This is a genomic window from Streptomyces sp. NPDC002958, from assembly GCF_055563255.1.
This window is the reverse complement of the sequence record NZ_JBVHDS010000022.1, coordinates 17,960-42,980: the sequence shown is the minus strand read 5'-3', so window position 1 is coordinate 42,980 and position 25,021 is coordinate 17,960. Positions and strand designations below refer to the sequence as shown.

Sequence of the window (25,021 nt, the reverse complement as noted above, 5' to 3'; positions counted from 1 at the left end):
CACGCATGCGCGCCACCGTCATCCACGCCCCCCACGACATACGCGTACAGGAGGTGCCGGACCCGTCGATCCAGCAGCCCACCGATGTGGTGCTGCGGGTCCTGCGGGCCTGTATCTGCGGCAGCGACCTGTGGGCGTACCGCGGCGAGTCCGCCCGGCAGCCGGGCCAGCGCATCGGGCACGAGTTCCTCGGGATCGTCGAGGAGGCGGGTTCCGAGGTGGCCGGCTTCGCCGTCGGTGACCTCGTCGTCGCACCCTTCGTCTGGTCCGACGGCACCTGCGCGTACTGCGCGGACGGCCTGACCACCTCCTGCCCGCAGGGCGGCTTCTGGGGCTCGGTCGGCTCCGACGGCGGCCAGGGCGAGGCCGTGCGCGTCCCGTTCGCCGACGGCACGCTGGTCAAGCTCCCCGCTGCCGCGGCCTCCGACGACCATCTGCTCACCGCGATCCTGGCCCTGTCCGACGTACTCGGCACCGGGCACCACGCCGCCGTCGGCGCGGGTGTGAAGCCCGGCACGACGGTCGCGGTCGTCGGTGACGGGGCGGTCGGTCTGTGCGGCGTCCTGGCCGCCAAACGGCTCGGCGCCGGGCGGATCATCGCGCTCGGGCGCCACCGGGTGCGTACGGACATCGCCCGCACCTTCGGTGCCACGGACGTCGTCGCCGAGCGCGGCGAGGCGGCCGTCGAAGCCGTACGGGAACTGCTCGGCGGCGAGGGCGCACACTCAGTGATCGAGGCCGTCGGCACCGAGCAGTCGATGCGCACCGCCGTCGGGATCACCCGCGACGGCGGCTCCATCGGCTACGTCGGCGTGCCGCACGGCAGCGGCACCGGCCTGGACCTCGGAGTCATGTTCGGCCGGAACATCGCCCTGCGCGGCGGCGTCGCCCCCGTGCGCACGTACATTCCGGAGCTGCTTCCCGACGTGCTGTCCGGCACGATCGACCCGTCGCCCGTCTTCGACCTGACCATCGGCCTCGACGACGTCCCCGTCGGCTACAAGGCGATGGATGAGCGCATGGCGCTGAAGGTGCTCATCAAGCCGTGAGCCAGGCGGTCGCGTCCGCCCCCAGCGGGCCGGGCGGGCGCGACCAGTCGGCCGGGGAACCGTCGAAGGCGACCGGCGGCAGCGCGTGACGCAGCCGGCCCAGGGGGCTGTCCGTCTCCGTGAGCCACTTCTCCGGGTCGTACGATCCGGCGGCCCCGGATGCGGCCCCGAACTCCTGCCGGGCGGACAGCTCGTCGAGCAGCCAGGCGGCGGTCCGGGCGAGCGAGAGCGTGGCCAGCCGCGAGCCGCCTTCGTCGTGCTGCTCGGTCAGTGCGCGCAGCACGGCGGCGGCCAGCAGATAGCCCGTGCCGTGGTCGAGTGCTTGGGCGGGCAGCGCACCGGGCATGTGCTCCGCCCCGGCCTCGACCGAGGCGATGCCGGTGGCCACCTGCACCAGACTGTCGAAGCCGCGCTGCTGAGCCCACGGCCCGTGCCCCCAGGCCGAGAGCTGCCCGATCACCAGCCCCGGCCTGCGCGCGGCCAGGGACTCCGGCGTCAGGCCGAACCGCTCGACCGACCCCGGCCGGTAGCCGATGACGACCACATCCGCGCCGGTCAGCAGTTCGTCGAACGCGGCCGTACCGGAGCGGCTGCCGAGATCCAGGTTCACCGACCGCTTCCCGAAACCCGTGTCGCTGTGCGCGTCCGGGCTCTCCGGGAGCTGCGGGGCGTCGATCCGCAGGACGTCCGCGCCGAGCAGCGCGAGCGTACGGGTGGCGACGGGCCCTGCGATGACCCGGGTGAGGTCCAGCACGCGCAACCCGGCGGCGGGCAGCAGCGGTTCACCGCCGAGCGCCGTCGTCCGGCGGGGTGCGCTGTCGATACGGTCCCTGGCCACCAGCGGCGTGCCCGCGACCGCGGCGCCCCGCGGGTCGGCGGCCCACTCCTCGGGCGTACGGGCGACGACGGCCAGGCCGCCCGCCGCGTACACGGTCTGTTCGATCTCGTCGCCCCGGCGCCCGGCGAACGAGGCGGCGACGGCGTCCACGGCGATGTCGTCCGAAGTGTCCGCGGGCAGCCCCAGGGTGGCGAGCAACCGGGCCCGGTGGTGCGGGTAGTTGGCGTGTGTACGTACCCAGCCGTCCGCCGTGCGCCAGAACCGGGACAACGGGGCGAAGTTGGTCGGTGCGCGCCCGTCGATCCGCAGATGGCGCTCGCTGGTGAACGCCGTGGCCACCGCACCGTGGTCGATCCGGACGTGCGGCACGGGGCGCGCACTGCGACGGGCGGCCAGCTCGGCGGCGGCCAGTGAGCAGACCGCGACGGTGGAACGGGCCAGCTCCATCACCGGCAGCCGGGCGGGCAGCAGCCCCTCGGGACCAGCCGTCCCGATGTGCGCAAGAAGCGCCAGGTCACCGCCGAGCGCCGCCCAGGCCTGCTCCGTACCGGACGTTTGTGCATGAGTCATCCCCGCACTATGGCACCGAGTGCCACCAGCCGGGAAGAGACCCGGGAAGAGACCCGGGAAGAGACCCGGGGAGAGGGCCGGGAAGAGACCGGACGGAGACCGGGAGGAGCCGGCCGACGGCTCCGGCCCCTCCCGTCACATCGCGTTCCCTACCAGCGGACCGCGTTCAGCGCGTTCACCACACCGGCCCCGTAGAAGCCGTTGCGGTTCTTGCCGCCCTCGCAGACGGCGTCGATCTTGCCGTCACTGTTGATGTCGTACGGCGCGCCGCACGCGGTGGCGTCGGCCTCGGCCGTCAGGAGCGCCTTCACCGCAGCCGCCGAGGCCTGCGGGTGCGTCGACTTGATCAGGGCCGCGACACCCGCGACATGCGGGGACGCCATCGACGTACCGGCCTTGTAGCCGAACTTGCCACCCGGCAGCGTGGACAGGATCAGACCGCTCGTGGCGGGCAGTTCGGGCGTCTGGTAGACCGTTGAGTCGCCGCCCGGGGCCGCCACGTCGATGACACCGTTCCCGTAGTTCGAGTACGAGGCCTTCAGACCCTTGGCACCTGTCGCGGAGACCGTCACGACGCCCGGCAGCATCGCCGGGATGTCGAGGCACTCGCGCGGGTCGATGGTCCGGGTGGCCGCCGTGGTGTCGTTCGGGCTGGTCGTGTCCTCGATCGCGCCGGAGGCCAGGTCGAAGCGGCTGTTGCCGGCCGAGGCGACATTGACCGCGCCCTTGCGCTCCGCGTACCGCGTGGCACGGGCGACGGCCTCGACCAGAGCGCCCTGGTCCGGGTCGTTCTTGCAGTTGAACATCCACGGGTCGGTGTAGTAGCTGTTGTTGGTGACATCGACACCGTGCTCGGCGGCCCAGACGAAACCGCAGACGATCGACTCGGTGTAGAAGAAGCCGTCCGGGTTCGCCACCTTGATCCCGGCGACCTTCACGCCCGGGGCGACCCCCGTCACCCCGGTGCCGTTCTTCGCGGCGGCGATGGTGCCCGCCACGTGCGTGCCGTGGTCGCTCTCACCGGTCTTCGGACGCCAGGCACCATCCGTCGTGTCCGGCGCCCCGGACACGCAGCTCGCCGAGGCACCGCGGTCGAAGTTCGGCGCCAGGTCCGGGTGGGTGTCGTCGACACCCGTGTCGATGACCGCGACCGTGACCTTGCTGCTGCCCAGCGTCTCCCGATGCGCCTGGTCCGCCTTGATGGCGGGCAGGTCCCACTGCAGGGGCTCCATCGGATCCTGCTCCGCCGTCGCCTTCGCCGCCGCGTTCCGGGCCTGCTCGGCGCTGAGCGGCTGCTCGACCCCGATGTCCGTGGTGGCCTGCGGAACGATGGGGTTGGTGCGGGTGGCCCCCGCCGAATCGACACCCCTGACCCGGCGGATCGACTGCGCGAAGTCCGGGTTCTGCGAGTGGACGACGATGACACCGATCCGCTCGTAGGCGACCACCACCGTGCCGCCGGCTTCGGCTATCGCCTTCTTCACCTGCTTGACGGTCCTGTGACCGCCACGTGTGTTGACCACGTAGGAGAGCTTCGGGCCGTCCGTCGACACCGCTGCCGTGGGCTGCGCGTCCACCGGTGCGGCAGAGGCGGCACCCGTCGGCAGGAAGCCGAGCGAGGCCGTGAGTGCCAATCCGACGGGCAGCGTCAGTGCGCGCGTCCGTCTGGATCCCAGATGAGCCATGGGGTCTCCACATCATCAGTGCCGGGCGACCGGACACGGGTGTGCCCAGTCGCGTACATGACGAGTGAAGCTATCGCTGATCGTCCCTGCTCATCAATGAGTTCGGGGGACGGGTTCGGCCGGATGCGCGCGAAGAGGCGGGTTCGAGAAGTGCGAACTTGCGGTGAACCGCTTCGCCGCGCTCTCCGTGCCGTTGTCAGGGGAGGCGCACCATCACCCCCGACGATCGAGGTTCCTCAGTGAAATCCACCGTCCCCACCACCACCGCACCCGCGTCGCGAGGAGATTCCGTGGCTACCGATGCACCGTCACCCGAGGCCAGTACGGACACCAGCCCTGCCCAGCCCGTGACCGAGGCGTTCATCGCGATGCAGGCGAGTGCGGAGTTCGGCGAACTGCGCCGCGCGCACCGCTCGTTCGCCTTCCCGCTGACCGTCGCCTTCGTCCTCTGGTACCTGCTGTACGTGCTGCTGTCCAACTACGCGGGCGGCTTCATGGGAACCAAGGTGTACGGCAACATCAACGTGGCCTTCGTGTTCGGTCTCGCCCAGTTCGTCACCACCTTCTTCATCGCCTGGTTCTACTCACGCCACGCAGCCGCGAAGCTCGACCCGAGGGCCGAGGCCGTCAAGTCCCGTATGGAGGCCGACGCATGAGCGCCGCGTACCACTCGCATCCCGCCCTCCAGCTGGCCGCTTCCTCGACCACCGAGCACCGGCCGCTGATCATCGCGCTCTTCGCCGTGTTCGTCGCCGCGACCCTGGGCATCACCGTCTGGGCCGGTCGGCAGACCAAGAGCGCCTCCGACTTCTACGCGGGCGGCCGCCAGTTCACCGCCTTCCAGAACGGACTCGCGGTCTCCGGCGACTACATGTCGGCGGCCTCGTTCCTCGGGATCGCCGGGGCCATCGCCCTCTTCGGCTACGACGGCTTCCTGTACTCGATCGGCTTCCTCGTCGCCTGGCTGGTGGCCCTGCTGCTGGTCGCCGAACCACTGCGCAACTCGGGCCGCTACACGATGGGCGACGTCCTCGCCTACCGGATGCGGCAGCGCCCGGTCCGTACCGCCTCCGGCGTCTCCACCATCATCGTCTCGATCTTCTACCTGCTGGCGCAGATGGCGGGCGCGGGCGTCCTGGTCTCCCTGCTCCTCGGCATCACCAGCGACGCGGGAAAGATCCTGATCGTCGCGCTGGTCGGCGTACTGATGATCGTGTACGTCACCATCGGCGGCATGAAGGGCACCACCTGGGTCCAGATGGTCAAGGCCGTGCTGCTCATCGCCGGTGCCCTCCTGATGACCTTCCTGGTGCTGCTGAAGTTCGACTTCAACATCTCCGACCTGCTGGGCACGGCCGCCGCGAAGAGCGGCCACGGAGCGGCATTCCTGGAGCCCGGCCTCAAGTACGGTGCCACCGGCACCTCGAAGCTGGACTTCCTCTCCCTCGGTATCGCCCTGGTCCTCGGCACCGCCGGTCTGCCGCACATCCTGATCCGCTTCTACACGGTGCCGACCGCCAAGGCCGCCCGTAAGTCGGTCAACTGGGCCATCGGCATCATCGGCGCCTTCTACCTGATGACGATCGCGCTCGGCTTCGGCGCCGCGGCATTGATCGGCCCGGACGAGATCAAGGCGAAGAACCCGGCCGGCAACGCGGCCGCCCCGCAGCTCGCCGAGTATCTCGGCGGGGTCGGCACCACCGGCGGCGCCGTCCTGCTGGCTGTGATCTCGGCCGTCGCCTTCGCCACCATCCTCGCCGTCGTCGCGGGCCTCACCCTCGCCTCCTCGTCCTCCTTCGCGCACGACATCTACGCCAACGTCATCCGCAAGGGGAAGGCCACCGAGAAGGAGGAGATGCGGGCCGCCCGCTGGTCCACCGTCCTCATCGGCGCGGTCGCGATCATCCTCGGCGCCTTCGCCCGCGACATGAACGTCGCCGGACTCGTGGCGCTCGCCTTCGCCGTAGCCGCCTCCGCCAACCTGCCGACGATCCTCTACAGCCTCTTCTGGAAGCGGTTCACCACCCAGGGAGCGCTGTGGTCGATCTACGGCGGTCTGACCAGCTCGGTGATCCTGGTGCTGTTCTCGCCGGTCGTCTCCGGCAACCCGAAGACGTCGATGTTCAAAGGTGTCGACTTCGCGTGGTTCCCGCTGGAGAACCCGGGCCTGATCTCCATCCCGCTGGGCTTCCTGCTCGGCTGGATCGGCTCCATCCTCTCGAAGGAGCAGCCGGACAAGGGCAAGTACGCCGAGCTGGAGGTCAAGTCCCTCACCGGTGTCGGAGCGCACTGAGCGAGCAATCCCCGGAGCGGAATCCGCACCGTCGGCACTCTCGGCAAAGGGGTCCGGCCTGGCGGCACTCTCCTTCCACGGTCGTGTCGTAGAGTCCTACGACACGACCGTGCCGCTCCTCATGCCGTACGAGCCCCCTCCGAGGTCACAGGTCTCGCGTACTCTCGGAAGAGTCAGCCGGAAGAGTCGGCCGGGAAATCCAGCCGGCAAATTCAGCCGGGAGAGCAAGCCGGAAGAGCCGGATTCGGTAGCCGGGAAGCAATTGGGGAGGGGGCCACGTGCTCATCGACACCTACGATCGGGTTGCCACCGACCTGCGCGTCTCTCTCACCGACCGGTGCAATCTGCGGTGCACGTACTGCATGCCGGAAGAAGGCCTGCAATGGCTGGCCAAGCCCGATCTGCTCAGTGACGACGAGATTGTCCGGCTGATCCGCCTCGCCGTCACCCGGCTCGGCATCACCGAGGTCCGCTTCACCGGCGGTGAGCCGCTGCTGCGCCCCGGACTCGTCTCCATCGTCGAGCGGTGCGCGGCCCTGAGCCCGCGCCCCAAGATGTCGCTCACCACCAACGGCATCGGGCTGAAGCGCACAGCGGCCGCGCTCAAGGCCGCCGGCCTGGACCGGGTCAACGTCTCGCTGGATACCCTGCGCCCCGACGTCTTCAAGACACTCACCCGCCGTGACCGCCACCACGACGTGCTGGCCGGCCTCGAAGCCGCCCGCGAGGCCGGTCTCACCCCGGTCAAGGTCAACAGCGTCCTGATGCCGGGAGTCAACGACGACGAGGCCCCCGACCTGCTCGCCTGGGCCGTCGAGCACGACTACGAGCTCCGCTTCATCGAGCAGATGCCGCTCGACGCGCAGCACGGCTGGAAGCGCGACAGCATGATCACGGCAGGCGACATACTCCAGTCGCTGCGCACCCGCTTCATCCTCACCGAGGAGGGAGACGCCGAGCGCGGCTCCGCCCCCGCCGAGCGCTGGCTCGTCGACGGCGGACCCCACCGCGTCGGTGTCATCGCCTCCGTCACCCGCCCCTTCTGCCGGGCCTGCGACCGGACCAGGATCACCGCCGACGGCCAGGTGCGCACCTGCCTGTTCGCCCGCGAGGAGACCGATCTCCGCGGTGCCCTGCGCTCGGACGTGCCGGACGAGGAGATCGCCCGGATCTGGACGCTCGCGATGTGGGGAAAAAAGGCCGGATCCGGTCTGGACGACCCGTCCTTCCTGCAGCCCGAGCGGCCGATGTCGGCGATCGGAGGCTAGGGCCCCGATCCGCTGGACTCCCACTCCGCCAGCGTCACGACATCCTTGAGGAAACCCCGGACGCCCAGGAACGAGGAGAGGTGCTCGCGGTGTTCCTCGCAAGCCAGCCAGGTCTTACGGCGCTCCGGGGTGTGCAGTTTCGGGTTGTTCCAGGCAAGCACCCACACGGCGTCGGCCCGGCAGCCCTTGGCGGAACAGATGGGTGCGGTGGCAGCGCTCTCGGCGGCGGATTCAGCGGAGTTCACGGACTCAACCCTAGGTCAGCGCCTGTGCCGGCCCCACGGGCCGACTGCCCGACACATCCCCTGCTTGAGAAAACCGGAGAAAAGCGACGCCGAGCAGCCACGGGGGGAGCTGCCCGGCGTCGGTCTGTCGCTCCGACGGGGGATGCGGAGCGCCTACGAAGTATGTCACGCAGACCGGGGTATGGTGCACCGTAACTTCATGATTGATCTGAGGTTTTCTTGAGCCCTGGGTGCGGTCCGGCCCCAACTGTGCTCATGCCGATTCGCTCATGCCGATTCCCCGCCGTGCCGGGCCCCGTCGGCCTCCGGACCGGACTGCTCGGATTCGGCCATGGGCGCCGCATCGAGCGCCGGACGCATGGGCGCCGGAACGAAGGTGGAAGGAAGCGAAGGGGTGTTCTCCCGGCCCGCGTTGGCGATGACCACCGCCACGTACGGGAGCAGAGCACCGAGTGCCAGCGCCACGATCGCGACATACCGCTCGACGTTCCACAGCACAGCGGCCAGGATGACCGAAACCGTCCGTACGGACATCGAGATCACATAGCGCCGCTGCCTGCCGCGCACATCGTCCGCGAGCCCCTGCCGGGCCCCCGTGATCCGGAAGACCTCGGCACCGCTCTGCTTCCGCATCACGTCTCCACCACCCTTCCCCAGCGCCTCGCGGGCCGGGGGACCTCATATTCCCGCGCCGGACGCTCCCCGGACCGGACCGTATCCACGGTACGCCCGGTGTCCGACGGCTTCGAGACCGGGGCGCGCCGCGTTCGTGCACATCGGCAGCCGCACCGCACGTACGGACGCGTCCGACATGCGGCGTACGGCCCAGGGGCCGAGACTGGGCGCACGTGCGCGACATCGCGTCGCGCGAGGAGGCGACATGGGCTGGTTGTGGGCAATTATTGTGGGTCTGGTGCTCGGTCTGATCGCGAAAGCGATCCTGCCCGGCAAACAGAACATCCCACTCTGGCTGACGGCGGTCTTCGGCATTATCGGCAGCGTCCTCGGCAATGCCGTCGCCACCTGGATCGGGGTCAACGAAACCAAGGGCGTCGACTGGACCCGCCATCTGTTCCAGCTGATCGGTGCCGTGGTCATCGTAGGTGTCGGCGACATGCTGTGGTCCTCGTTGCGCGGCACCAGACAGAAAGCTTGAGCCGACAGAAGGCCTGAGCCAGCACCAGGCCCGAGCCGAGAAGGCCTGAGCCAGTACCAGGCCCGAGCCGACAGACAGCTCGGGCCCGCCGGGCCACAACGCACCGCGGCCGGACACGCGTCTTGCGTGCCCGGCCGCGGTGCCGACGTTCAGGGTTCAGCCGGTGACCTCGACGGCGGCGAGGTTCTTCTTGCCCCGGCGCAGCACCAGCCAGCGCCCGTGCAGCAGTTCCTCGCGAGCCGGTGCGCTCTCGCCGTCCGTGACCTTGACGTTGTTCACGTACGCGCCGCCCTCCTTCACCGTGCGGCGGGCGCCCGACTTGCTCGGCGCCAGGCCGACCTCCACCAGGAGGTCCACCAGCGGGCCGAGCTCGGTGACCTGTGCGTGCGGCACCTCGGACAGTGCGGCGCTCAGCGTCGCCTCGTCCAGCTCGCCGAGCTCACCCTGGCCGAAGAGCGCCTTCGACGCCGCGATGACCGCGGCGCACTGGTCGGCCCCGTGCACCAGCGTCGTCAGCTCCTCGGCCAACGCGCGCTGCGCCGTCCGGGCCTGCGGGCGCTCCTCGGTGACCTTCTCCAGCTCCGCGAGCTCCGCGGGGCTCCGGAAGCTGAGGATGCGCATGTACCGGGAGATGTCCCGGTCGTCCACGTTCAGCCAGAACTGGTAGAACGCGTACGGCGTCGTCATCGCCGGGTCGAGCCAGACGGCCCCGCTCTCGGACTTGCCGAACTTGGTCCCGTCCGCCTTCGTCATGAGCGGGGTCGCCAGCGCGTGCACCTCGGCGCCCGGCTCCAGGCGGTGGATCAGGTCGAGGCCCGCGGTGAGGTTGCCCCACTGGTCGCTGCCGCCCTGCTGGAGGGTGCAGCCGTAGCGCCGGTACAGCTCCAGGTAGTCCATGCTCTGGAGCAGCTGGTAGCTGAACTCGGTGTAGCTGATGCCCTCGTCGGACTCCAGCCGCCGGGCGATGGAGTCCTTGGTCAGCATCTTGTTGACGCGGAAGTGCTTGCCGATGTCCCGGAGGAACTCGATCGCGGACATGCCCGCGGTCCAGTCCAGGTTGTTGACCATGACCGCCGCGTTCTCGCCCTCGAAGGACAGGAACGGCTCGATCTGGGACCGCAGCCGCGACACCCAGTTGGCCACCGTCTCCGGATCGTTCAGCGTGCGCTCGGCGGTCGGCCTCGGGTCACCGATCTGACCGGTGGCGCCGCCCACCAGGGCGAGTGGCCGCAGACCGGCCTGCTGGAGCCGGCGCATGGTGAGCACCTGCACCAGATGGCCGACGTGCAGACTCGCCGCGGTGGGGTCGTAGCCGCAATAGAACGTGACGGGACCGTCCGCGAGAGCCTTGCGCAGTGCGTCCTCGTCAGTGGACTGGGCGAACAGCCCGCGCCACTTCAGCTCGTCGACGATGTCCGTCACGGTTCCGTGTCTCCTCAGCTACGTGTATCGAAAGGCAACAGTCAGTCTAGGCGGGTCACACGCCCGGGCTCACCGAGCTCATGTTGAAGTCCGGGATCCGCAGCGCGGGCATGGCGGCCCGGGTGAACCAGTCGCCCCACTCGCGCGGCAGCGTCTTCTCCGTACGGCCCGCCTCCGTGGCCCGCGACAGCAGGTCCACCGGCGATTCGTTGAACCGGAAATTGTTCACCTCGCCGACGACCTCGCCGCCCTCGACGAGATACACCCCGTCGCGGGTCAGCCCGGTCAGCAGCAGCGTCGCCGGATCGACCTCCCGGATGTACCACATGCAGGTCAGCAGCAGCCCGCGGCCGGCCGTCGCGGCCACCATCTCCTCCAGGGACCGCTCACCGCCGCCCTCGAGCATCAGGTTGTCGATCGCCGGCGCAACCGGCAGCCCGGTCAGCTCCGCCGTGTGCCGGGTGGTCGTCAGATGCTCCAGCCGGCCGTCCCGGATCCAGTCGGTCGACGTCAGCGGCAGACCGTTGTCGAAGACGGAAGCGCCGTCCCCGGAGGCATGAGCGATCACGAACGGCGCCGACTCCAGGCCCGGTGCGTACGGGTCGCTGCGCAGCGACAGCGGCAGCTCGGACAGGGTCTCGCCGATCCTCGTCCCGCCGCCCGGACTGGAGAACACCGTCCGGCCCTCCGCGGCGTCCCGAGCCGTCGACGACCACAGCTGGTAGATCAGCAGATCGGCCACGGCGGTCGGCGGCAGCAGCGTCTCGTACCGCCCGGCGGGCAGCTCGATACGGCGCTCCGCCCAGCGCAGCCGCTGCGCCAGCTCCGCGTCGAGCCCGGCCGGGTCGACATCCTTGAAGTCACGCGTCGAGCGGCCCGCCCAGGACGAGCGGGTCCGGTCGGGGGACTTCGCGTTGAGCTCCAGCGTCCCGTTCGGCTGGTCGTGGCGCAGCCGCAGCCCCGTCGACGTACCGAGGTACGTAGAGGTCAGCTGGTGGTGGGCGAAGCCATACAGCTCACGGCCCCCGGACCGGGCACGGGCGAAGGCGTCGCCGAGCGCCGGGGCGAACTCCGCGAAGACGTCCGAACCCGTCTCGGCCGGCGCGTCCGTGAAATCGGGCGACGAGGGCACCCCGCCGACCAGCGGCTGCGCGTCCTCCGCCGGACCGGCCCCGCGCGCGGCGGCCTCGGCGGCCCGCACCAGCGGCTCCAGATCTTCGGCGGTGACCGCGGACCGCGACACCACCCCGGACGCGGTGCCCTGCGCACCGTCGACGGTCGCGATGACGGTCAGGGTCCGCCCCCGCGTCACCCCGTTCGTCGTGAGCGCGTTGCCGGCCCAGCGCAGATTCGCGGACGACTCCTCGTCGGCGATGACGACACAGCCGTCGGCGGTGGACAGTTCGAGCGCCCGCTCGACGATCTCGTGCGGCTTGCTGTTTTGCCTGCTCATCGACTGTCTCCAGTGCAGTGTGGACATGAGAGTTCCCTTGGCCGGGCCGTCGGGTCGCGGTCAGTCGACGGCGCCCGGATGCGCCGTGTCGATGATGGCAAGGCATCAGCTGAGGGAGGAGAGCTTATCCGCCGCAGACCCGACAGTCTCGGCCTGCTGGGCGGAGTGATTCTGCGGTGTCGTAGTCATGTTCGATATGAACTCTGTTGAGTGAACGGCAAGTTGGGGATGCGGTGGTGTGTGCATATCTTCGTTGCGCACGTGTAGCCAATCGACATGCATGGGGTGAATTTGTGTGGCGGCCATCAAACACGAAGACTGCGACTGCCCAGGGCGCAGGAAGCCGGACTGCGCTCACTTGACGTATCGCGTGGCATACCGCCAGGCGGGCGAATCGCGTGAGGTTCCTTTCAAGCGGCTGGAGGATGCGGAATCCTTCGCGATCGGGGTCGAACGACGTAAGGACCTGGGAGCACGGCTCGACCCCGAGGCGGGGCGGAGGCTCTTCGCAGATGTCTGGCGCGAGTGGGTCGAGGCCGGAGCTCTCGAAGAGTCGACGAAGCGGAACTACCAGAGTGTCTATGACAACCACTTCGGGCGGACATTTGGATCCATGGAGATGGCCGACATCGCACCTGCGGATATCGAGCGGTGGGAGGTGCACCAGCGGGGACGCGGCTACGCGGAGAACGGTGTCAACGGTCGCAAGAACGTGCTCTCGTCCGTGTTCAACTACGCGGTGACGGCCGAGATCATTGGTCGGAACCCTTGCCGCAAGGTGAATCCTCACCGGCGTGCTGGGAGGCCGCTGACGCCGATCGCCGACGACGATATCCCGGCCATGGAGGAGGTGATGGGGATCATCGCAGAGGCCCCGAAGCTGATCCGTGCCGGATTTTGGGCGATGGCGGGATGCGGGCTGCGTCCAGGCGAGGCCTTGGCGATCTCGGGTGCGTCGATGAACTGGGATCGCGGCATCCTCGCGGTGGACCATCAGGTGTCGGCGTACGGGTGCCAGGAGATCTCTGGCTCTCGCCGCGGTGTGAAGCGTGGAACTAAGAGCCGTGGCTCGGGCGAGGCGCGGAGAACCCCCGTCCCCCACTCCATCCGTCAGGTCTTCAACGATCACGTCGACGCGTTCGGGATGTGGGGTGACAGGGGATGGTTCTTCGAATCTCCGCGTCAGAACGACCGGCACCCGTCGTACGACTGGCTCCTGGCCCAGTTCAAGGTGGCGGCAACGGCTGCCGGGACCCCGCGGTACACCCCCAAGAGCTTCCGGCACTTCTTCGTCTCCGAGGCGATCCACTCTGGTATCCCGCTCTTCGAGATCGCGGCGTGGGTCGGGCACCGCACTACCCGCACGACGGAACTGATCTACGGACACCTGGTGCGAAGGTCGATGCACCAGGGGGCGCTCGTCATACACAACCGCCTTGGGCTGGATCTCGCGCCTCTCCAGGGGAGCATTCCGTTGCCAAGTCTGAATCCGTCCGGCGAAGCCGCCGACGACCAAGACGATGCCGCATGATTGCATGTCGCGCTGCCGCGTCAGGAGCGTCCTGACTCGCTCGAGGTGTTGAGGATGTTCACGCCCCGGAACAGAGCGGTCGGGCAGCCGTGCGAGACGGCTGCGACTTGGCCGGGCTGAGCCTTCCCGCAGTTGAAGGCTCCACCGAGTACGTATGTCTGGGGGCCGCCGACTGCTGTCATGGACCCCCAGAAGTCCGGGGTCGTCCCTTGGTAAGCGACATCCCGGATCTGGCCGACGAGACGGCCGTCCCGGATCGCGTACGCCCGTTGCTGAGTGAATTGAAAGTTGTACCTCTGCATGTCGATCGACCAGGACCGGTCGCCGACCACATAGATCCCGCGCTCCACTCCGCCGATCAGGTCCTCCGTGGACAGCCCGCCCGGATCCGGCCGCAGCGACACGTTCGCCATCCGCTGGACGGGGACATGGGCCGGCGAGTCCGCGTACGCGCAGCCGTTGGACCGGCCCAGCCCCGTCAGCTTCGCGATCCGCCGGTCCAGCTGGTACCCGACCAGCGTCCCGTCCTTGATCAGGTCCCAGGACTGCGCCTCGACGCCTTCGTCGTCGTACCCGATGGTCGCGAGCCCGTGCTCGGTGGTGCGGTCGCCCGTCACATTCATCACGGGGGAGCCGTACGCCAGCTTCCCCAGCTGGTCGAAGGTGGCGAACGAGGTCCCGGCGTACGCCGCCTCGTACCCCAGCGCCCGGTCCAGCTCGGTGGCATGACCGATCGACTCATGGATGGTCAGCCAGAGATTGGACGGGTCGACGACCAGGTCGTACGTCCCCGCCTCGACGCTCGGCGCCCGCATCTTCTCGGCCAGCAGCCCGGGAATCCGCTCCAGCTCGTCGTCCCAGTCCCAGCCGGTGCCCGTGAGGTATTCCCAGCCGCGGCCCACCGGCGGGGCGATCGTCCGCATCGAGTCGAACTCGCCGGTCGTCCCGTCCACGGCGACCGCGGTGAACTGCGGATGCAGCCGCACCCGCTGCTGGGTGGTGACGGTGCCCGCCGTGTCCGCATAGAACTTGTTCTCGTGGACGGTCATGAGTGAGGCGTCCACATGCGCGACACCCTCGGCGCCCAGGAGCCGGCTGCTCCACTCGGCGAGCAGCCCCGCCTTCTCCTCGTCCGGTACGTCGAAGGGATCGATCTCGTACGCCGAAACCCAGGTCCGCTCACCGTGCACCGGCTCGTCCGCCAGCTCCACCCGCTCGCCGGAGCCGGCCGCCGCGATCACCTTCGCCGACAGCTTCGCCATGGCGACGGCCTGCGAGGCCACCTTCGCCGCGGCGTCCATCGTCAGATCCACCCCGGACGCGAACCCCCACGCCCCGCCGTGCACCACGCGCACCGCGTATCCGAGATCGGTGGTGTCCGAGGAGCCGGAGGGCTTGGCGTCCCGCAGCCGCCAGGACGCGCTGCGCACCCGCTCCAGCCGGAAGTCCGCATGCGTGGCGCCCAGCGCCCGCGCGCGGGCGAGCGCCGCGTCGGCGAGGGCACGCAGGGGCAGGGCCAGGAATGACTGATCTACCTCATGGGGCATGTAGTACTCCGTCTTTTCGGCATGTGTCCGCAGTGAACCATGCCGTGCGTCGAGGCGACCGGCCATAGGTTTCCCGGACGAGCGCGCCGGGCTCTTCAACCGGTTCGGCGTGGGCCACCCGAGTCCTGGACCCGATCACGGTTCCTCGGACAGAGCTTTATCTCCTACGGGATGGCCCCTCGGGCAAGCCGCCTCGGCCTACGTACAGCTCGACTTCCTCGGGGGCGAGTGAGGAGACACGTACCCGCGCACAGCAACGGCCGCCCGCCCCGACGGCATCCTCGGGCGGACGGCCGTTCGCGTGCCCCAACCGATCACAGGTCGCCGTCGATCACGCCCGCCCTGAACGCGGCCCACCCCGAGGCCGTGAACCGCAGGGGGGTGCGTGCAGGGTCTTTCGAGTCGCGTACCGCGGTTGCTCCGCCGGGGAGGTTGGCGACCTCTACGCAGTTGTTCTCGGCTCCACTGGCGGAGGACCTGCGCCAGGACACGATCGAGAGGTCGTGTCCGAACAGCTCCGCCTCGGGCGCGTTCACCTTCTGTGGCCTTCTTCCATCTCAGCTATGCGTGCGGCCGAATCCTCCGTGGACAGCGCCGTGGCACGAATCCGCTCGAACGCCTTCGCGAAGGGCGACGCTCCTTCGCCCTCAAGGTAAGTCTCTCCGCTGAGGTTTTCCAGCAGAACCACGTCCGGGGCGGGGCCGGGGAAACCGACCATACTGAAGCCGCCTACGACTCCAGGGTGCGCGGTTGAGTCCAACGGCATAAGTTGGATGGTCACGTTGGGCATCTCCGCCGAATCGAGCAGGCGTCGCAACTGCTCGCGCATGGTGGCGGGACGGACGGCGAACCGCTGGTGGAGCGCGGCCTCGTGGATGATGGCCCACAGCTCCAACGGCTTTCCCGGTCGAGTGAGTACGGACTGCCGGGCCAGCCGCACTTCGGCAAGGGCCGCAACTTCGTCGGTGGTACGGAAAGTTGTGATGCCCGCGATGTTCTCGCGCGCGTACGCAGCGGTCTGCAACAAGCCCGGGATCACCAGCGGCGACCATTCGCAGATCTGCGAGGCGTCGGACTCCAGTGAGATGTAGTCGGCGTAGGCGGGGGACACGATTCCGCTGTAGGTCTGCCACCACCCCTTCTTGCTGGCGTCCTTGGCCAGATTGTCCAGGGCGTTGAGCGTTTCCGGATCGTTGATCCCGTAGACCTTGAGCAGTGCCACGACATCGCCGGGCCTGATGGCCTGATTGGCGCTCTCGATCTTCGACAGCTTCGGGCCTTTCCAGCCCATGGCGACGGCGGCCTCGTCGAGCGTCAGACCTGCGCCGTTCCGTAGGCGTCTGAGCGTGGATCCCAGGCGTCGGCGCCGGACGGTCGGTACCAGGGGAGAGTTGGGCATGTCGCAGTCATACCTCAGTAGTTGGTGGTGCTGAATACCCTCCGGGAACTCATAACCGAAAGAGGTAGAAAACTTGCTACCCGGGGTGGAGGGACGCATTATCGCTACTCATCGCAACCCACCGTGTATGCACAATTGCTCAGCGTGGTGGAGGTCATCACTTCGCGCGGCCCCGCGCCGCAGGCTGGAGGCGTCATGTTCGGCATGGCCGACGAAGAAGACCAGGACCCGCAATCCCCGCCACCCGCCGTCGGGCGCTACGTGCGTTACCGGAGCCGCGGCTTCGCGGCACACATCAACGCCTCCGGCCCGAACCTCCGCTCCGTACGTGAGCTCACCGCCAAGGCTCTGGCCGAACTCGGCGTGCAGGGCGACGTGGCCGACACCGCGCAGCTCGTCGTGTCGGAGCTCGTCGGGAACGCCGTCCGGGCCTGCGGGGATCACGTGCCCGTGGTGGTGGAGGTGTACGCCGCGGCCTTCGGGGTCGCGGTCAATGTCCATGACCCCGACCCCCGCACCGTTCCGCGCCGTCGCGGTATCGCGCTGGACGACGCGGAGGCCGAGGCCGGCCGCGGCCTCGCGCTGCTGGACCTGCTCGCACCGGGCTGGCATGTAGTCCGGTCGTCGATCGGCAAGCAGATCCGCTGCCGGGTTCCCTGTTCGGCCGAATAGCCCCACGCGGATGAGCGGACGGAGTCGCGAAGTGTCCCGCGCCCGGCACTTGCCCCCACGAGTGGTCGAACTCGCACTCAATTGCCGCAATGACGTGCGATTTCGCCGATTGTCATTCCCTCGGGGTAGTCTCTTCGTCACGCCGAGTTGACAGTCAACTTCCGTGGCGGCGGCGAGCGTTGGGGAGATGGTGGATGGTCGGGCGCGATGTGTCACCGGCGGATCACCAGGACAAAGAGATTCGAGAAGTCCTCAAGCGGCTCGTGGGCGGCGGGTGGACACTGCGCAAAGAGGGGCACTGGGCTCGGCTGTACTGCCCGTGTGCCGAAGGGGGCTGCCTGACCATCCCGGTGCCGGGTACGGCAGCGAATGCGGGTCGCGCGGCACGCCGGATCGCGCGGCGTGCGAACCTCTGTCCGCTGCCCGAAGGGGACCCGCGCCGCACCCTTGGGGGCGGTGTTGTCGTTTGACAACGTACCGACGCTGGGTAAGTCTGCCCTCACAGGGGTGGCGAACCCTGGCGCGGACGTTTGTGAAGGCACGGACAACGGGGGTCGAAGGCGCGATGGAATACGAGTTTCTCTTCGTCGTGGACGGCGTCAGTGTGGACGACGATGTGGCGGTCGGCATCGTCTTCGACGAGTTCGACGGCCTGCTCACCCGCCATCGAGGCAAGCACCTGCTCGATGTGTCCGAAGCCGGGGACAGCGCCATCGATGCCGCACACCGCCTTGTCGTCCGGCTACATCAGGAACTGCCCTCGCTACGACTCCTACGGCTGGACCCCGATCTGGTCGGGGTGTCGGACATCGCCGAGCGCACCGGCCGCAGCCGCCAGAACATCCTCCAATGGGTGAATGGCGAGCGGCGCCATGAGGCCGAGGGGTTCCCGGACCCGGAAGGTACGGTCGGCCGCTCCCTCGTCTGGCGCTGGGCCGAGATCAATGCCTGGCTGGCCGGCATTGGTGAGGGCGTCGGAGATGGGGGCGCGACCAGGGAAGACGCCCTGCACATCGACTTCATGCTGCCGCGCTGGCGACAGGTGCTCGACGACGGGCTGCCTATCGTCCGCTTTGTCGATGCCGTACCGGAGGACGAGCGTTCCGGAGACCGGGCAGCCGTCGCCCAACTGCTGGAGGGCACCCTCTCCGCGCCGGGTGTGCTGGAGATGATCTCCGCATTTCCGAGGGCCGAGCGGCGGCGGCTGACCGTCATCTGCGCCGTTCTGCCGGACCGGCTGGACGCGGTGGCTGCTCGTATCGGCGACGAGAGTGCGGTGATCCTCGCCTACCAGGGCCGGGAGAACGAGCTGCATCTCACCCCCGTCACCGCACGCGACGTGCCGGGCGCCCGTCCCGTCTCGGAACTGGGCCTGAGGGCGGACGCGACCGTGGGTGACCTGCTGCTTGTCATCGCCAACGGCGAGGTGGCGCCCACGACCCCGGTGACCGTGGCCACGTGACGGACGGATACCGTCCGAGTGCCTGCCGTGCCTGACCGCCCGGAGTCACGGCCGCACGCAACGCGCGAGAGGAAGCCGGGTCCACCCCCTTCGAACTGACCGCCCGAGCGCTCCATCAGGCCGCGAGCATTCTCGCCGACCATCTTCAGGGCGGTCTTCGCTTCCGTGAGTGCCGGCCGCTGATCCACCAGTCGGCGCTGCCACCCGGTTGACCAAGGCGGGCTGGCTGACCCGGGCGAACCGGACCTGGCGGCTGACCGGCCTGGGAGTCGCGGCGCTTGAGGGCTCTCCGGGCCCGGTGACGTTCCTGTCGGAGGCCAGTACCCGCTACAACCACTGGCGCTCTCCGCGCACTTCTTTCGACGCGGCGGTCAAGCTCCTGGTCGAGCTGCCCGACGAGCAGTGGATCAGCGTGGAGGTCCTGGCGGCCGAGTACTCCGTCGATGCCGAAACCCTTGCTGCCTGCCTCCAGGGCGCCCGCTCCGAGGGCTGGCATCTGGCACTCGCCAACGACGGGGAGGCGGGCTTCGGCGTGCCCCTGCTGCCCGCTCGTCGGCGGTGAGCGAACTGCTCCGCGACAAGCGGCAGTTGATCTTTCACGGTCCGCCGGGTACTGGTGAGACGCTGACGGCGCTCGCGCTCGCCCGGCACCTGACCGGAGGCAGCCCCAGTAACGTACGACTTGTGCAGTTCCACCCGGAGCACACCTACGAGGACTTCTTCGAAGGGTTCCGCCCCGCCGGCCGCAGCAGCAGGCCCCCGGCCGGGCGGCGAAGGACCTGGAGTCCGCGACGAGCTCGCGGAAACGCTCGCGCGGTCGCTGCCGTAACCACACTCCGACATTGTAGGTACAATCTCGGAGTGTAGGTACTTTCTGGGTTGCACGCCGAAGGGAGCCCCGCCCGATGAGCGCAATCTCCGTCCGAGAGTTCTCGTACAACCCGAGCGCCGTCTTCGCCCGCGTGGAAAAGGGGGAAGCGGTCCAGGTCACCCGGCACGGCAAGGTGATCGCCATACTGCTGCCCGGTTCCGGGGCGACCTCCCGGTACGCGGACCTGGTGGCCCAGGGGAAGATCCGGCTCAAGGCCGCGAGTACCTCGGACCTCGACAGCTTCCCGCGGTACGAGATCCCTCCGGGCGCCCCCGATCCGCTGGAACTCCTCCTGACCGAACGTGAGGAGGATGACCGTTGATCTACATGGACTCCTCGGCACTCATCACTCTGTTCACGGGCAGGCCACGTGCCGCTGAGCTCAGGGCCTTTCTGTCCGGCCGGCCCGGGCTCCCCTTGGCGACCAGCACCATCGGCATCGTCGAAACCGTGCGGCAGCTGGACAAGGTCGGAGCGTTTCCGGGCGCGCTGTCGGATCTGGACGGGATGGTCACCGAAATCCTGCTGACCGAAGAGGTCCGGGATCTGGCTACCAGGGTCTCCGGGGCTCTGAGGTCTCTCGACGCACTTCACGTCGCGAGTGCACTCGTCGTCGGTGAAGCTCTTGACTCCCTGATCACGTACGACAAACGCATATTGGAAGCGGCGCGGGAAGAGGGTCTGCCTGCGCATGCGCCAGGAATGGCGGAATGAGAGCGGGCCGGGGGCTCCGGCTGTAGGAACCCGACAGTGCTGTGCCGGAGCCACTGTCAGGGGCCGATTCTCCTTATGGGGTGCCGTACCGATAGGTTTTCGAGGTACCAGACCGCTATCGAAAGGGTGATCCGTTGAGCCGCTCGGTTCTCGTCACCGGAGGAAACCGGGGCATCGGCCTCGCCATCGCCCGCGCTTTCGCCGACAACGGCGACAAGGTCGCGATCACCTACCGCTCCGGCGAGCCGCCCCAGGTACTCACCGAGGCGGGCTGCCTCGCGGTCCGCTGCGACATCACGGACGCCGAACAGGTGGAGCAGGCCTACAAGGAGATCGAGGACAAGCACGGTCCCGTCGAGGTACTGGTCGCCAACGCCGGTATCACCAAGGACCAGTTGCTGATGCGGATGTCCGAGGAGGACTTCACGTCCGTACTCGACACCAACCTCACCGGCACCTTCCGGGTCGTCAAGCGCGCCAACCGCGGCATGCTGCGCGCCAAGAAGGGCCGCGTCGTCCTCATCTCCTCCGTCGTCGGACTCCTCGGCTCGGCCGGGCAGGCGAACTACGCCGCCTCCAAGGCCGGTCTGGTCGGCTTCGCCCGGTCGCTGGCCCGTGAACTCGGCTCGCGGAACATCACCTTCAACGTCGTCGCACCCGGCTTCGTCGACACCGACATGACCCAGGTGCTCACCGAGGAGCAGCGCAAGGGCATCGTGTCCCAGGTGCCGCTCGGCCGCTACGCGCAGCCCGAGGAGATCGCCGCCGCGGTGCGCTTCCTCGCTTCCGACGACGCGTCGTACATCACTGGAGCCGTCATCCCCGTTGACGGCGGATTGGGCATGGGTCACTGATCAGCATGAGCGGAATTCTCGACGGCAAGCGCATCCTCATCACCGGTGTGCTGATGGAGTCGTCCATTGCCTTCCACACCGCCAAGGTGGCCCAGGAACAGGGTGCCGAAGTCATCCTGACCGCCTTCCCCCGGCCCACGCTGACGGAGCGCATCGCCAAGAAGCTCCCGAAGCCGGCCAAGGTCATCGAGCTGGACGTGACCAACAGCGAGCACCTGGACCGCCTCGAAGGTCTGGTCCGTGAGGAGCTCGGTTCGCTCGACGGCGTCGTGCACTCCATCGGTTTCGCGCCGCAGGACGCGCTCGGCGGCAACTTCCTGAACACCCCGTTCGAGTCCGTCGCCACGGCGATGCACGTCTCGGCGTTCTCGCTGAAGTCACTCGCCATGGCCTGCAAGCCGCTGATGAGCGAGGGCGGCTCGATCGTCGGCCTCACCTTCGACGCGCAGTTCGCCTGGCCGCAGTACGACTGGATGGGCCCGGCCAAGGCCGCGCTGGAGGCCACCTCCCGCTACCTCGCCCGTGACCTGGGCAAGGACGACATCCGCTGCAACCTGATCTCGGCCGGGCCGATCGGCTCCATGGCCGCGAAGTCCATCCCGGGCTTCTCCGAGCTCGCGGACGTGTGGAACACCCGCTCCCCGCTGGCCTGGAGCATGGCGGACCCGGAGCCGGCCGGCCGCGGTGTCGTCGCCCTGCTCTCGGACTTCTTCCCGAAGACCACGGGCGAGATCATCCACGTCGACGGTGGCGTGCACATGATGGGCGCCTGATCCCGCACGACAGGCTGTGACACGGCCGCGTACCGCCTCCGATCGGGCGGTACGCGGCCGTCGTGCGTCTGTACCCGGCCCTGACCCGCTCAGGTCGAAAAGATGGTCGAACCACCGCAGAATGTGGTGGAACCGGACTTTTGGTCAAGCTGTGGGGAGGAGGTCGCTGTGCGCTCCACACGTCGCCGAACCTGGACCCTGCCGGCGGCCTCCATAGCCTTCGCCGCACTGGTCGCCCCCATAGGCATGTCCCTGGCGGGACGGGCAGGAGCCGGGGCGTCCGCCCCCGTCGCTCCCACGCCGGACCCTGCCGGATCCGAATGCCGTACGTCGGTCCAGGGCTCCCGGGCCGTCGCCTACTGCCACAACCCGTACCCCTCCACCGACCGCGTGCAACTGCACACCGAATGCCGCCGCTGGTGGGACATAGACGCGGACGCCACCCCGGTCGACGTGGGACCGGGACAGACCGTGCGGCTCGAGGACCGCTGCTGGAAGGAAGTCGGCTCCGTCTGGGTCACCCACCGGGTGCAGGACACACTCTGACGCTGTCCGGTCCACGTGGGTGCCCGGCCTGGACCCGGTCCACCGGACATCTCAGCGCATGACTCGCGGCCTCGGCCGCCGCCGTATCCGCGTCCCCCGCCCGGATCGCCTCGACCAGCCGACTGTGGTCCATATGATTCTCCGGCCGCAGCTCATGGCCGACATCGCCCCTGAGGTAGTCGCGCAGCAGATCGCCCAGGTCGGCGTAGAGACCGGTCAGAACATCGTTGTGCGAGGCCGCGACCACGGCCAGATGCAGCGTCGCGTCCGCCGCGACGAACGCCTCGGCGTCACCCGCGGCCCAGGTCTCCTCCCGGCGCGCCATGAGCGCGTCCAGCTGCTTCAGGTCCCGATCGGTGCGCCGGGCAGCGGCCAGCCGCGCCGCCGAGGACTCCAGGGTGGAGCGCAGCTCGGCGACATGGCGCGGATCGGCGGAGGCGAAGCGGCGGTGCATCACCCCGGCCAGTTCGCTGGTGGCCACGACGAAGGTGCCCGAGCCCTGCCGGATGTCGAGCAGGCCGTTGTGCGCGAGCGCGCGCACGGCCTCGCGGACGGTGTTACGGGCCACCCCCAGCTGTTCCACCAGCTCGGGCTCGGTCGGAATCCGTGAACCCACGGGCCACTCGCCCGAGGTGATCTGATTCCTCAGCTGGGCAATCACCTGGTCGGCGAGTGCCGAACGCCGCGGAGACGTCAGCGTCATGATGCTCCTTGCTCGGGTTGCTGGGGTGATGAGAGGCGATGGAGGCGTTCGCCAATGTTCTCAGAGGATTGGACAAGAAATCATCCCATGATTCTATGATGGGCGTCATGCCCGACGACGAGATCCAGCCGCAGAACCGGACCCTGAGCCCCGCCACCACCGCGGTCGACGCCACGAAAATCCCGGCCCCGCGAGCCCCGCAGACGGCACAGGCCGCCGCCGGTCCCTCCCCATGGCTGCTCAGGCTGGTCGTCGTCGGGCTCGTCCTTGCCGCGCTCAACCTCCGCCCCGCCATCACCAGCCTCGGCGCCCTCCTCGAAGAGGTGCAGGACGGGCTGCACATGAGCGGCAGCGTCGCCGGTGTCCTCACCTCCGTACCGCCGCTCTGCTTCGCGATCTTCGGCATCATGGCGCCGCGCCTCGCCCGCCGCTTCGGCCCGGGGGCGGTGGTCTGCGCCGGCATGATCGCCATCACGGCCGGTCTGGCGATCCGGCCCTTCGTCGGCGGTACGGCCGGCTTTCTCGCCGCGAGCGCCCTCGCCCTCATGGGCATCGCCGTCAGCAACATCCTGATGCCCGTGATCGTCAAACGCTGGTTCCCGGACCGCGTCGGCTCCATGACCGGGCTCTACTCGATGGCCCTGGCCCTCGGCACCTCGCTCGCCGCCGCCGTGACCGTACCCATGACCGATGCGCTGGGCGGCAGCTGGAAGGCGGGCCTCGGCATCTGGGCCGCGCTCGCCGCCGTCGCGATTCTGCCCTGGATTCCGCTGGTACGGGACCGGCGCGCAGCCTCCGGGCAGCCCGTCGCGCACCACCAGGACACCCCGATTCTCAGGATCACCCGCAGCCGTACCGCCTGGAGCCTCACCTGCTTCTTCGGCCTGCAGTCCACCGCCGCGTACATCACCATGGGATGGATGCCGCAGATCTTCCGCGACGCCGGGGTCTCGGCCGGTACCGCGGGTGTTCTGCTCGCCGTGACCATGGCGATGGGCGTGCCGCTCGCTTTCGTCATCCCGAGAGTCGCCGCCCGGATGAAGAGCCAGGGCCCGATCGTCGTCCTCCTCGGTAGCTGCGGACTCATCGGATACGCGGGCCTCTACCTCGCACCGGCCGACGGGGCCTGGGCCTGGGCGCTGCTGCTCGGCATCTCGAACTGCGCCTTCCCGCTCGCCCTGACCATGATCGGCATGCGGTCCCGCAGCGGCGCCGGAGTGGTCCGGCTGTCCGCGTTCGCACAGTCCACCGGCTATCTGATCTCGATCCCCGGTCCGCTGCTCGTCGGCGTGCTCCACCAGCACAGCGGCGGCTGGGAACTGCCGATCGCGCTGATGGCGGGCCTCATGGTGCCGCAGATGGTGGCCGGAATCCTGGCCGGGCGGGACCGGACGATCGAGGACGAATGCTGAGATGCGAGACTGAGCCCATGTCTCCTGTGCTCGACCCGAATCCCCAGAACGGTCAGAAGAAGTTCCTCCTCGTGCTCGGGGCGATGCTGCTGGTCACCGTGATCATCGCGCTGATCGCCTCGATTGCATCCCCCTGAGCCGCACGGCCGTCCGGCGCCCGGCGGTGGGGCCGGCACCACCGTCCCCTAAGGGGCCAGGGTCAGGGTGAAGTGGGTGGGTCGCCGGATAAGACCGGCACCCCCGTATCCGTAGGTTCGAGGTATCGGAACCGATGACCCACGGAGGCGAACATGTCGGCCCGTATGCACACCCGGTCCACCCACCCGGCCACGGGCGGCGTCGAGGTCCGGCTGCCGTGGTGGGCCGTCGCACTGCCCGCGATCGCGTTCGCCGCGCTCCTGGTGCTGATCGTGGGATCCGGCGAGGCGCACGCGGCGACAACCGACCCCGCGATCGGCCGGTTGCTCGAGCGAATCGTGTCCCTCATGACCCGCTGACGGTGTCCACGCATACCGCAGAAGCCCTTCAACACCCTGCGCCCGGCGGCACATTTCGTGC

Annotated in this window: 28 protein-coding genes; 18 read left to right on the top strand and 10 right to left on the bottom strand. The window is 68.9% G+C overall.

The window, feature by feature from the left end; translation table 11 throughout:
- The first annotated feature begins 5 nt into the window (after positions 1-5).
- Complete coding sequence (locus ACZ3IC_RS27390; protein ID WP_467420301.1) at positions 6-1,049, top strand: zinc-dependent alcohol dehydrogenase family protein; 1,044 nt, start codon at positions 6-8, stop codon at positions 1,047-1,049.
- On the opposite strand, the gene ACZ3IC_RS27385 is transcribed toward ACZ3IC_RS27390, so the two are convergent.
- Together ACZ3IC_RS27385 and ACZ3IC_RS27380 are read right to left on the bottom strand one after the other, a co-directional pair.
- Positions 1,039-2,457: a CoA transferase gene (locus ACZ3IC_RS27385; protein ID WP_467420298.1), complete on the bottom strand. Its 1,419-nt coding sequence runs from the start codon at positions 2,455-2,457 to the stop codon at positions 1,039-1,041. The two genes, ACZ3IC_RS27390 and ACZ3IC_RS27385, sit on opposite strands and share 11 nt — an antisense overlap.
- A gap of 149 nt (positions 2,458-2,606) precedes the next feature.
- Entirely contained in the window at positions 2,607-4,142 is a 1,536-nt protein-coding gene (locus tag ACZ3IC_RS27380; protein ID WP_467420296.1) for a S8 family peptidase, read from the bottom strand.
- Positions 4,143-4,432: 290 nt separating this feature from the next.
- On the opposite strand from ACZ3IC_RS27380, the gene ACZ3IC_RS27375 reads away from it, so the two are divergent.
- The 3 genes from ACZ3IC_RS27375 (at position 4,433) to moaA (ending at position 7,703) form a co-directional block, all read left to right on the top strand.
- Positions 4,433-4,798: a DUF485 domain-containing protein gene (locus ACZ3IC_RS27375; RefSeq protein ID WP_467420293.1), complete on the top strand. Its 366-nt coding sequence runs from the start codon at positions 4,433-4,435 to the stop codon at positions 4,796-4,798.
- A complete protein-coding gene (locus ACZ3IC_RS27370) occupies positions 4,795-6,435 on the top strand; it encodes a solute symporter family protein (protein WP_467420291.1) in 1,641 nt (546 codons plus the stop codon). The genes ACZ3IC_RS27375 and ACZ3IC_RS27370 overlap by 4 nt, the downstream gene beginning before the upstream one ends.
- Positions 6,436-6,713: 278 nt before the next feature.
- Positions 6,714-7,703, top strand: coding sequence for a GTP 3',8-cyclase MoaA (gene moaA / locus ACZ3IC_RS27365; protein WP_467420289.1), 990 nt, complete (start codon positions 6,714-6,716; stop codon positions 7,701-7,703).
- Here the strand turns inward: moaA and ACZ3IC_RS27360 are convergent.
- A complete protein-coding gene (locus ACZ3IC_RS27360; RefSeq protein WP_467420286.1) occupies positions 7,700-7,948 on the bottom strand; it encodes a hypothetical protein in 249 nt (82 codons plus the stop codon). The two genes, moaA and ACZ3IC_RS27360, sit on opposite strands and share 4 nt — an antisense overlap.
- Before the next feature lie 267 nt (positions 7,949-8,215).
- Positions 8,216-8,581 (bottom strand): DUF3099 domain-containing protein, encoded by a 366-nt coding sequence (locus ACZ3IC_RS27355; protein WP_467420285.1) that lies wholly within the window; start codon positions 8,579-8,581, stop codon positions 8,216-8,218.
- 247 nt (positions 8,582-8,828) lie between these two features.
- Between ACZ3IC_RS27355 and ACZ3IC_RS27350 the strand changes: the two genes are divergently transcribed.
- Positions 8,829-9,104 carry a GlsB/YeaQ/YmgE family stress response membrane protein gene (locus ACZ3IC_RS27350; RefSeq protein WP_467420283.1) on the top strand — a complete coding sequence of 92 codons (276 nt, stop codon included), beginning with the start codon at positions 8,829-8,831 and terminating at the stop codon, positions 9,102-9,104.
- 156 nt (positions 9,105-9,260) lie between these two features.
- Here the strand turns inward: ACZ3IC_RS27350 and tyrS are convergent, their stop codons facing one another.
- Together tyrS and ACZ3IC_RS27340 are read right to left on the bottom strand one after the other, a co-directional pair.
- Positions 9,261-10,526: a tyrosine--tRNA ligase gene (gene tyrS / locus ACZ3IC_RS27345; protein ID WP_467420282.1), complete on the bottom strand. Its 1,266-nt coding sequence runs from the start codon at positions 10,524-10,526 to the stop codon at positions 9,261-9,263.
- Between the two features lie 55 nt (positions 10,527-10,581).
- The gene (locus ACZ3IC_RS27340) at positions 10,582-11,979 is read right to left on the bottom strand and encodes a metallopeptidase TldD-related protein (protein ID WP_467420280.1); all 1,398 of its coding nucleotides are present in this window, start codon (positions 11,977-11,979) and stop codon (positions 10,582-10,584) included.
- Between the two features lie 295 nt (positions 11,980-12,274).
- On the opposite strand from ACZ3IC_RS27340, the gene ACZ3IC_RS27335 reads away from it, so the two are divergent.
- Positions 12,275-13,510 carry a tyrosine-type recombinase/integrase gene (locus ACZ3IC_RS27335; RefSeq protein WP_467420278.1) on the top strand — a complete coding sequence of 412 codons (1,236 nt, stop codon included), beginning with the start codon at positions 12,275-12,277 and terminating at the stop codon, positions 13,508-13,510.
- Between the two features lie 20 nt (positions 13,511-13,530).
- On the opposite strand, the gene ACZ3IC_RS27330 is transcribed toward ACZ3IC_RS27335, so the two are convergent.
- The 3 genes from ACZ3IC_RS27330 to ACZ3IC_RS27320 all read right to left on the bottom strand — a co-directional run bounded on the left by ACZ3IC_RS27330 (position 13,531) and on the right by ACZ3IC_RS27320 (position 16,456).
- Positions 13,531-15,057 (bottom strand): TldD/PmbA family protein, encoded by a 1,527-nt coding sequence (locus ACZ3IC_RS27330; protein WP_467420275.1) that lies wholly within the window; start codon positions 15,055-15,057, stop codon positions 13,531-13,533.
- A 314-nt stretch (positions 15,058-15,371) separates the two neighbouring features.
- Positions 15,372-15,593 (bottom strand): DUF397 domain-containing protein, encoded by a 222-nt coding sequence (locus ACZ3IC_RS27325; RefSeq protein ID WP_189277290.1) that lies wholly within the window; start codon positions 15,591-15,593, stop codon positions 15,372-15,374.
- Positions 15,590-16,456, bottom strand: coding sequence for a helix-turn-helix domain-containing protein (locus ACZ3IC_RS27320; protein WP_467420272.1), 867 nt, complete (start codon positions 16,454-16,456; stop codon positions 15,590-15,592). Before ACZ3IC_RS27320 ends, ACZ3IC_RS27325 begins: the two co-directional genes overlap by 4 nt.
- Before the next feature lie 144 nt (positions 16,457-16,600).
- On the opposite strand from ACZ3IC_RS27320, the gene ACZ3IC_RS27315 reads away from it, so the two are divergent.
- From ACZ3IC_RS27315 to ACZ3IC_RS27275, 9 genes are all read left to right on the top strand, one after another.
- Positions 16,601-17,128 (top strand): ATP-binding protein, encoded by a 528-nt coding sequence (locus ACZ3IC_RS27315; protein ID WP_467420269.1) that lies wholly within the window; start codon positions 16,601-16,603, stop codon positions 17,126-17,128.
- A gap of 565 nt (positions 17,129-17,693) precedes the next feature.
- Positions 17,694-18,590, top strand: coding sequence for a helix-turn-helix transcriptional regulator (locus tag ACZ3IC_RS27310; RefSeq protein WP_467420267.1), 897 nt, complete (start codon positions 17,694-17,696; stop codon positions 18,588-18,590).
- A 169-nt stretch (positions 18,591-18,759) separates the two neighbouring features.
- Positions 18,760-19,152, top strand: coding sequence for a hypothetical protein (locus tag ACZ3IC_RS27305; RefSeq protein WP_467420265.1), 393 nt, complete (start codon positions 18,760-18,762; stop codon positions 19,150-19,152).
- Entirely contained in the window at positions 19,149-19,457 is a 309-nt protein-coding gene (locus tag ACZ3IC_RS27300) for an AAA family ATPase (protein WP_467420262.1), read from the top strand. Before ACZ3IC_RS27305 ends, ACZ3IC_RS27300 begins: the two co-directional genes overlap by 4 nt.
- A gap of 38 nt (positions 19,458-19,495) precedes the next feature.
- Positions 19,496-19,783, top strand: coding sequence for a type II toxin-antitoxin system Phd/YefM family antitoxin (locus ACZ3IC_RS27295; RefSeq protein ID WP_467420260.1), 288 nt, complete (start codon positions 19,496-19,498; stop codon positions 19,781-19,783).
- A 5-nt stretch (positions 19,784-19,788) separates the two neighbouring features.
- The gene (locus tag ACZ3IC_RS27290; protein WP_467420391.1) at positions 19,789-20,175 is read left to right on the top strand and encodes a type II toxin-antitoxin system VapC family toxin; all 387 of its coding nucleotides are present in this window, start codon (positions 19,789-19,791) and stop codon (positions 20,173-20,175) included.
- 134 nt (positions 20,176-20,309) lie between these two features.
- The gene (gene fabG / locus ACZ3IC_RS27285; protein WP_467420257.1) at positions 20,310-21,029 is read left to right on the top strand and encodes a 3-oxoacyl-[acyl-carrier-protein] reductase; all 720 of its coding nucleotides are present in this window, start codon (positions 20,310-20,312) and stop codon (positions 21,027-21,029) included.
- Positions 21,030-21,034: 5 nt separating this feature from the next.
- Positions 21,035-21,802 carry an enoyl-ACP reductase FabI gene (fabI, locus tag ACZ3IC_RS27280; RefSeq protein WP_467420255.1) on the top strand — a complete coding sequence of 256 codons (768 nt, stop codon included), beginning with the start codon at positions 21,035-21,037 and terminating at the stop codon, positions 21,800-21,802.
- A gap of 168 nt (positions 21,803-21,970) precedes the next feature.
- Positions 21,971-22,348 (top strand): hypothetical protein, encoded by a 378-nt coding sequence (locus ACZ3IC_RS27275; RefSeq protein WP_467420253.1) that lies wholly within the window; start codon positions 21,971-21,973, stop codon positions 22,346-22,348.
- Here ACZ3IC_RS27275 and ACZ3IC_RS27270 read toward each other — a convergent pair.
- A complete protein-coding gene (locus ACZ3IC_RS27270) occupies positions 22,320-23,051 on the bottom strand; it encodes a FadR/GntR family transcriptional regulator (RefSeq protein ID WP_467420251.1) in 732 nt (243 codons plus the stop codon). The two genes, ACZ3IC_RS27275 and ACZ3IC_RS27270, sit on opposite strands and share 29 nt — an antisense overlap.
- Before the next feature lie 107 nt (positions 23,052-23,158).
- On the opposite strand from ACZ3IC_RS27270, the gene ACZ3IC_RS27265 reads away from it, so the two are divergent.
- The 3 genes from ACZ3IC_RS27265 to ACZ3IC_RS27255 all read left to right on the top strand — a co-directional run bounded on the left by ACZ3IC_RS27265 (position 23,159) and on the right by ACZ3IC_RS27255 (position 24,960).
- A complete protein-coding gene (locus ACZ3IC_RS27265) occupies positions 23,159-24,463 on the top strand; it encodes a CynX/NimT family MFS transporter (RefSeq protein WP_467420248.1) in 1,305 nt (434 codons plus the stop codon).
- Between the two features lie 17 nt (positions 24,464-24,480).
- Positions 24,481-24,600, top strand: coding sequence for an SGM_5486 family transporter-associated protein (locus tag ACZ3IC_RS27260; RefSeq protein WP_467420247.1), 120 nt, complete (start codon positions 24,481-24,483; stop codon positions 24,598-24,600).
- Between the two features lie 153 nt (positions 24,601-24,753).
- Positions 24,754-24,960, top strand: coding sequence for a hypothetical protein (locus ACZ3IC_RS27255; RefSeq protein ID WP_467420244.1), 207 nt, complete (start codon positions 24,754-24,756; stop codon positions 24,958-24,960).
- Positions 24,961-25,021: the final 61 nt, after the last annotated feature.

Coding starts and splice junctions, on each gene's coding strand:
- ACZ3IC_RS27390 (WP_467420301.1), top strand. CDS start 6: ATGCGCGCCACCGTCATCCACGCCCCCCACGACATACGCGTACAGGAG.
- ACZ3IC_RS27385 (WP_467420298.1), bottom strand. CDS start 2,457: ATGACTCATGCACAAACGTCCGGTACGGAGCAGGCCTGGGCGGCGCTC.
- ACZ3IC_RS27380 (WP_467420296.1), bottom strand. CDS start 4,142: ATGGCTCATCTGGGATCCAGACGGACGCGCGCACTGACGCTGCCCGTC.
- ACZ3IC_RS27370 (WP_467420291.1), top strand. CDS start 4,795: ATGAGCGCCGCGTACCACTCGCATCCCGCCCTCCAGCTGGCCGCTTCC.
- ACZ3IC_RS27355 (WP_467420285.1), bottom strand. CDS start 8,581: ATGCGGAAGCAGAGCGGTGCCGAGGTCTTCCGGATCACGGGGGCCCGG.
- ACZ3IC_RS27350 (WP_467420283.1), top strand. CDS start 8,829: ATGGGCTGGTTGTGGGCAATTATTGTGGGTCTGGTGCTCGGTCTGATC.
- ACZ3IC_RS27340 (WP_467420280.1), bottom strand. CDS start 11,979: ATGAGCAGGCAAAACAGCAAGCCGCACGAGATCGTCGAGCGGGCGCTC.
- ACZ3IC_RS27330 (WP_467420275.1), bottom strand. CDS start 15,057: ATGCCCCATGAGGTAGATCAGTCATTCCTGGCCCTGCCCCTGCGTGCC.
- ACZ3IC_RS27320 (WP_467420272.1), bottom strand. CDS start 16,456: ATGCCCAACTCTCCCCTGGTACCGACCGTCCGGCGCCGACGCCTGGGA.
- ACZ3IC_RS27310 (WP_467420267.1), top strand. CDS start 17,694: ATGGAATACGAGTTTCTCTTCGTCGTGGACGGCGTCAGTGTGGACGAC.
- ACZ3IC_RS27295 (WP_467420260.1), top strand. CDS start 19,496: ATGAGCGCAATCTCCGTCCGAGAGTTCTCGTACAACCCGAGCGCCGTC.
- ACZ3IC_RS27290 (WP_467420391.1), top strand. CDS start 19,789: ATGGACTCCTCGGCACTCATCACTCTGTTCACGGGCAGGCCACGTGCC.
- fabI (WP_467420255.1), top strand. CDS start 21,035: ATGAGCGGAATTCTCGACGGCAAGCGCATCCTCATCACCGGTGTGCTG.
- ACZ3IC_RS27270 (WP_467420251.1), bottom strand. CDS start 23,051: ATGACGCTGACGTCTCCGCGGCGTTCGGCACTCGCCGACCAGGTGATT.
- ACZ3IC_RS27265 (WP_467420248.1), top strand. CDS start 23,159: ATGCCCGACGACGAGATCCAGCCGCAGAACCGGACCCTGAGCCCCGCC.
- ACZ3IC_RS27260 (WP_467420247.1), top strand. CDS start 24,481: ATGTCTCCTGTGCTCGACCCGAATCCCCAGAACGGTCAGAAGAAGTTC.
- ACZ3IC_RS27255 (WP_467420244.1), top strand. CDS start 24,754: ATGTCGGCCCGTATGCACACCCGGTCCACCCACCCGGCCACGGGCGGC.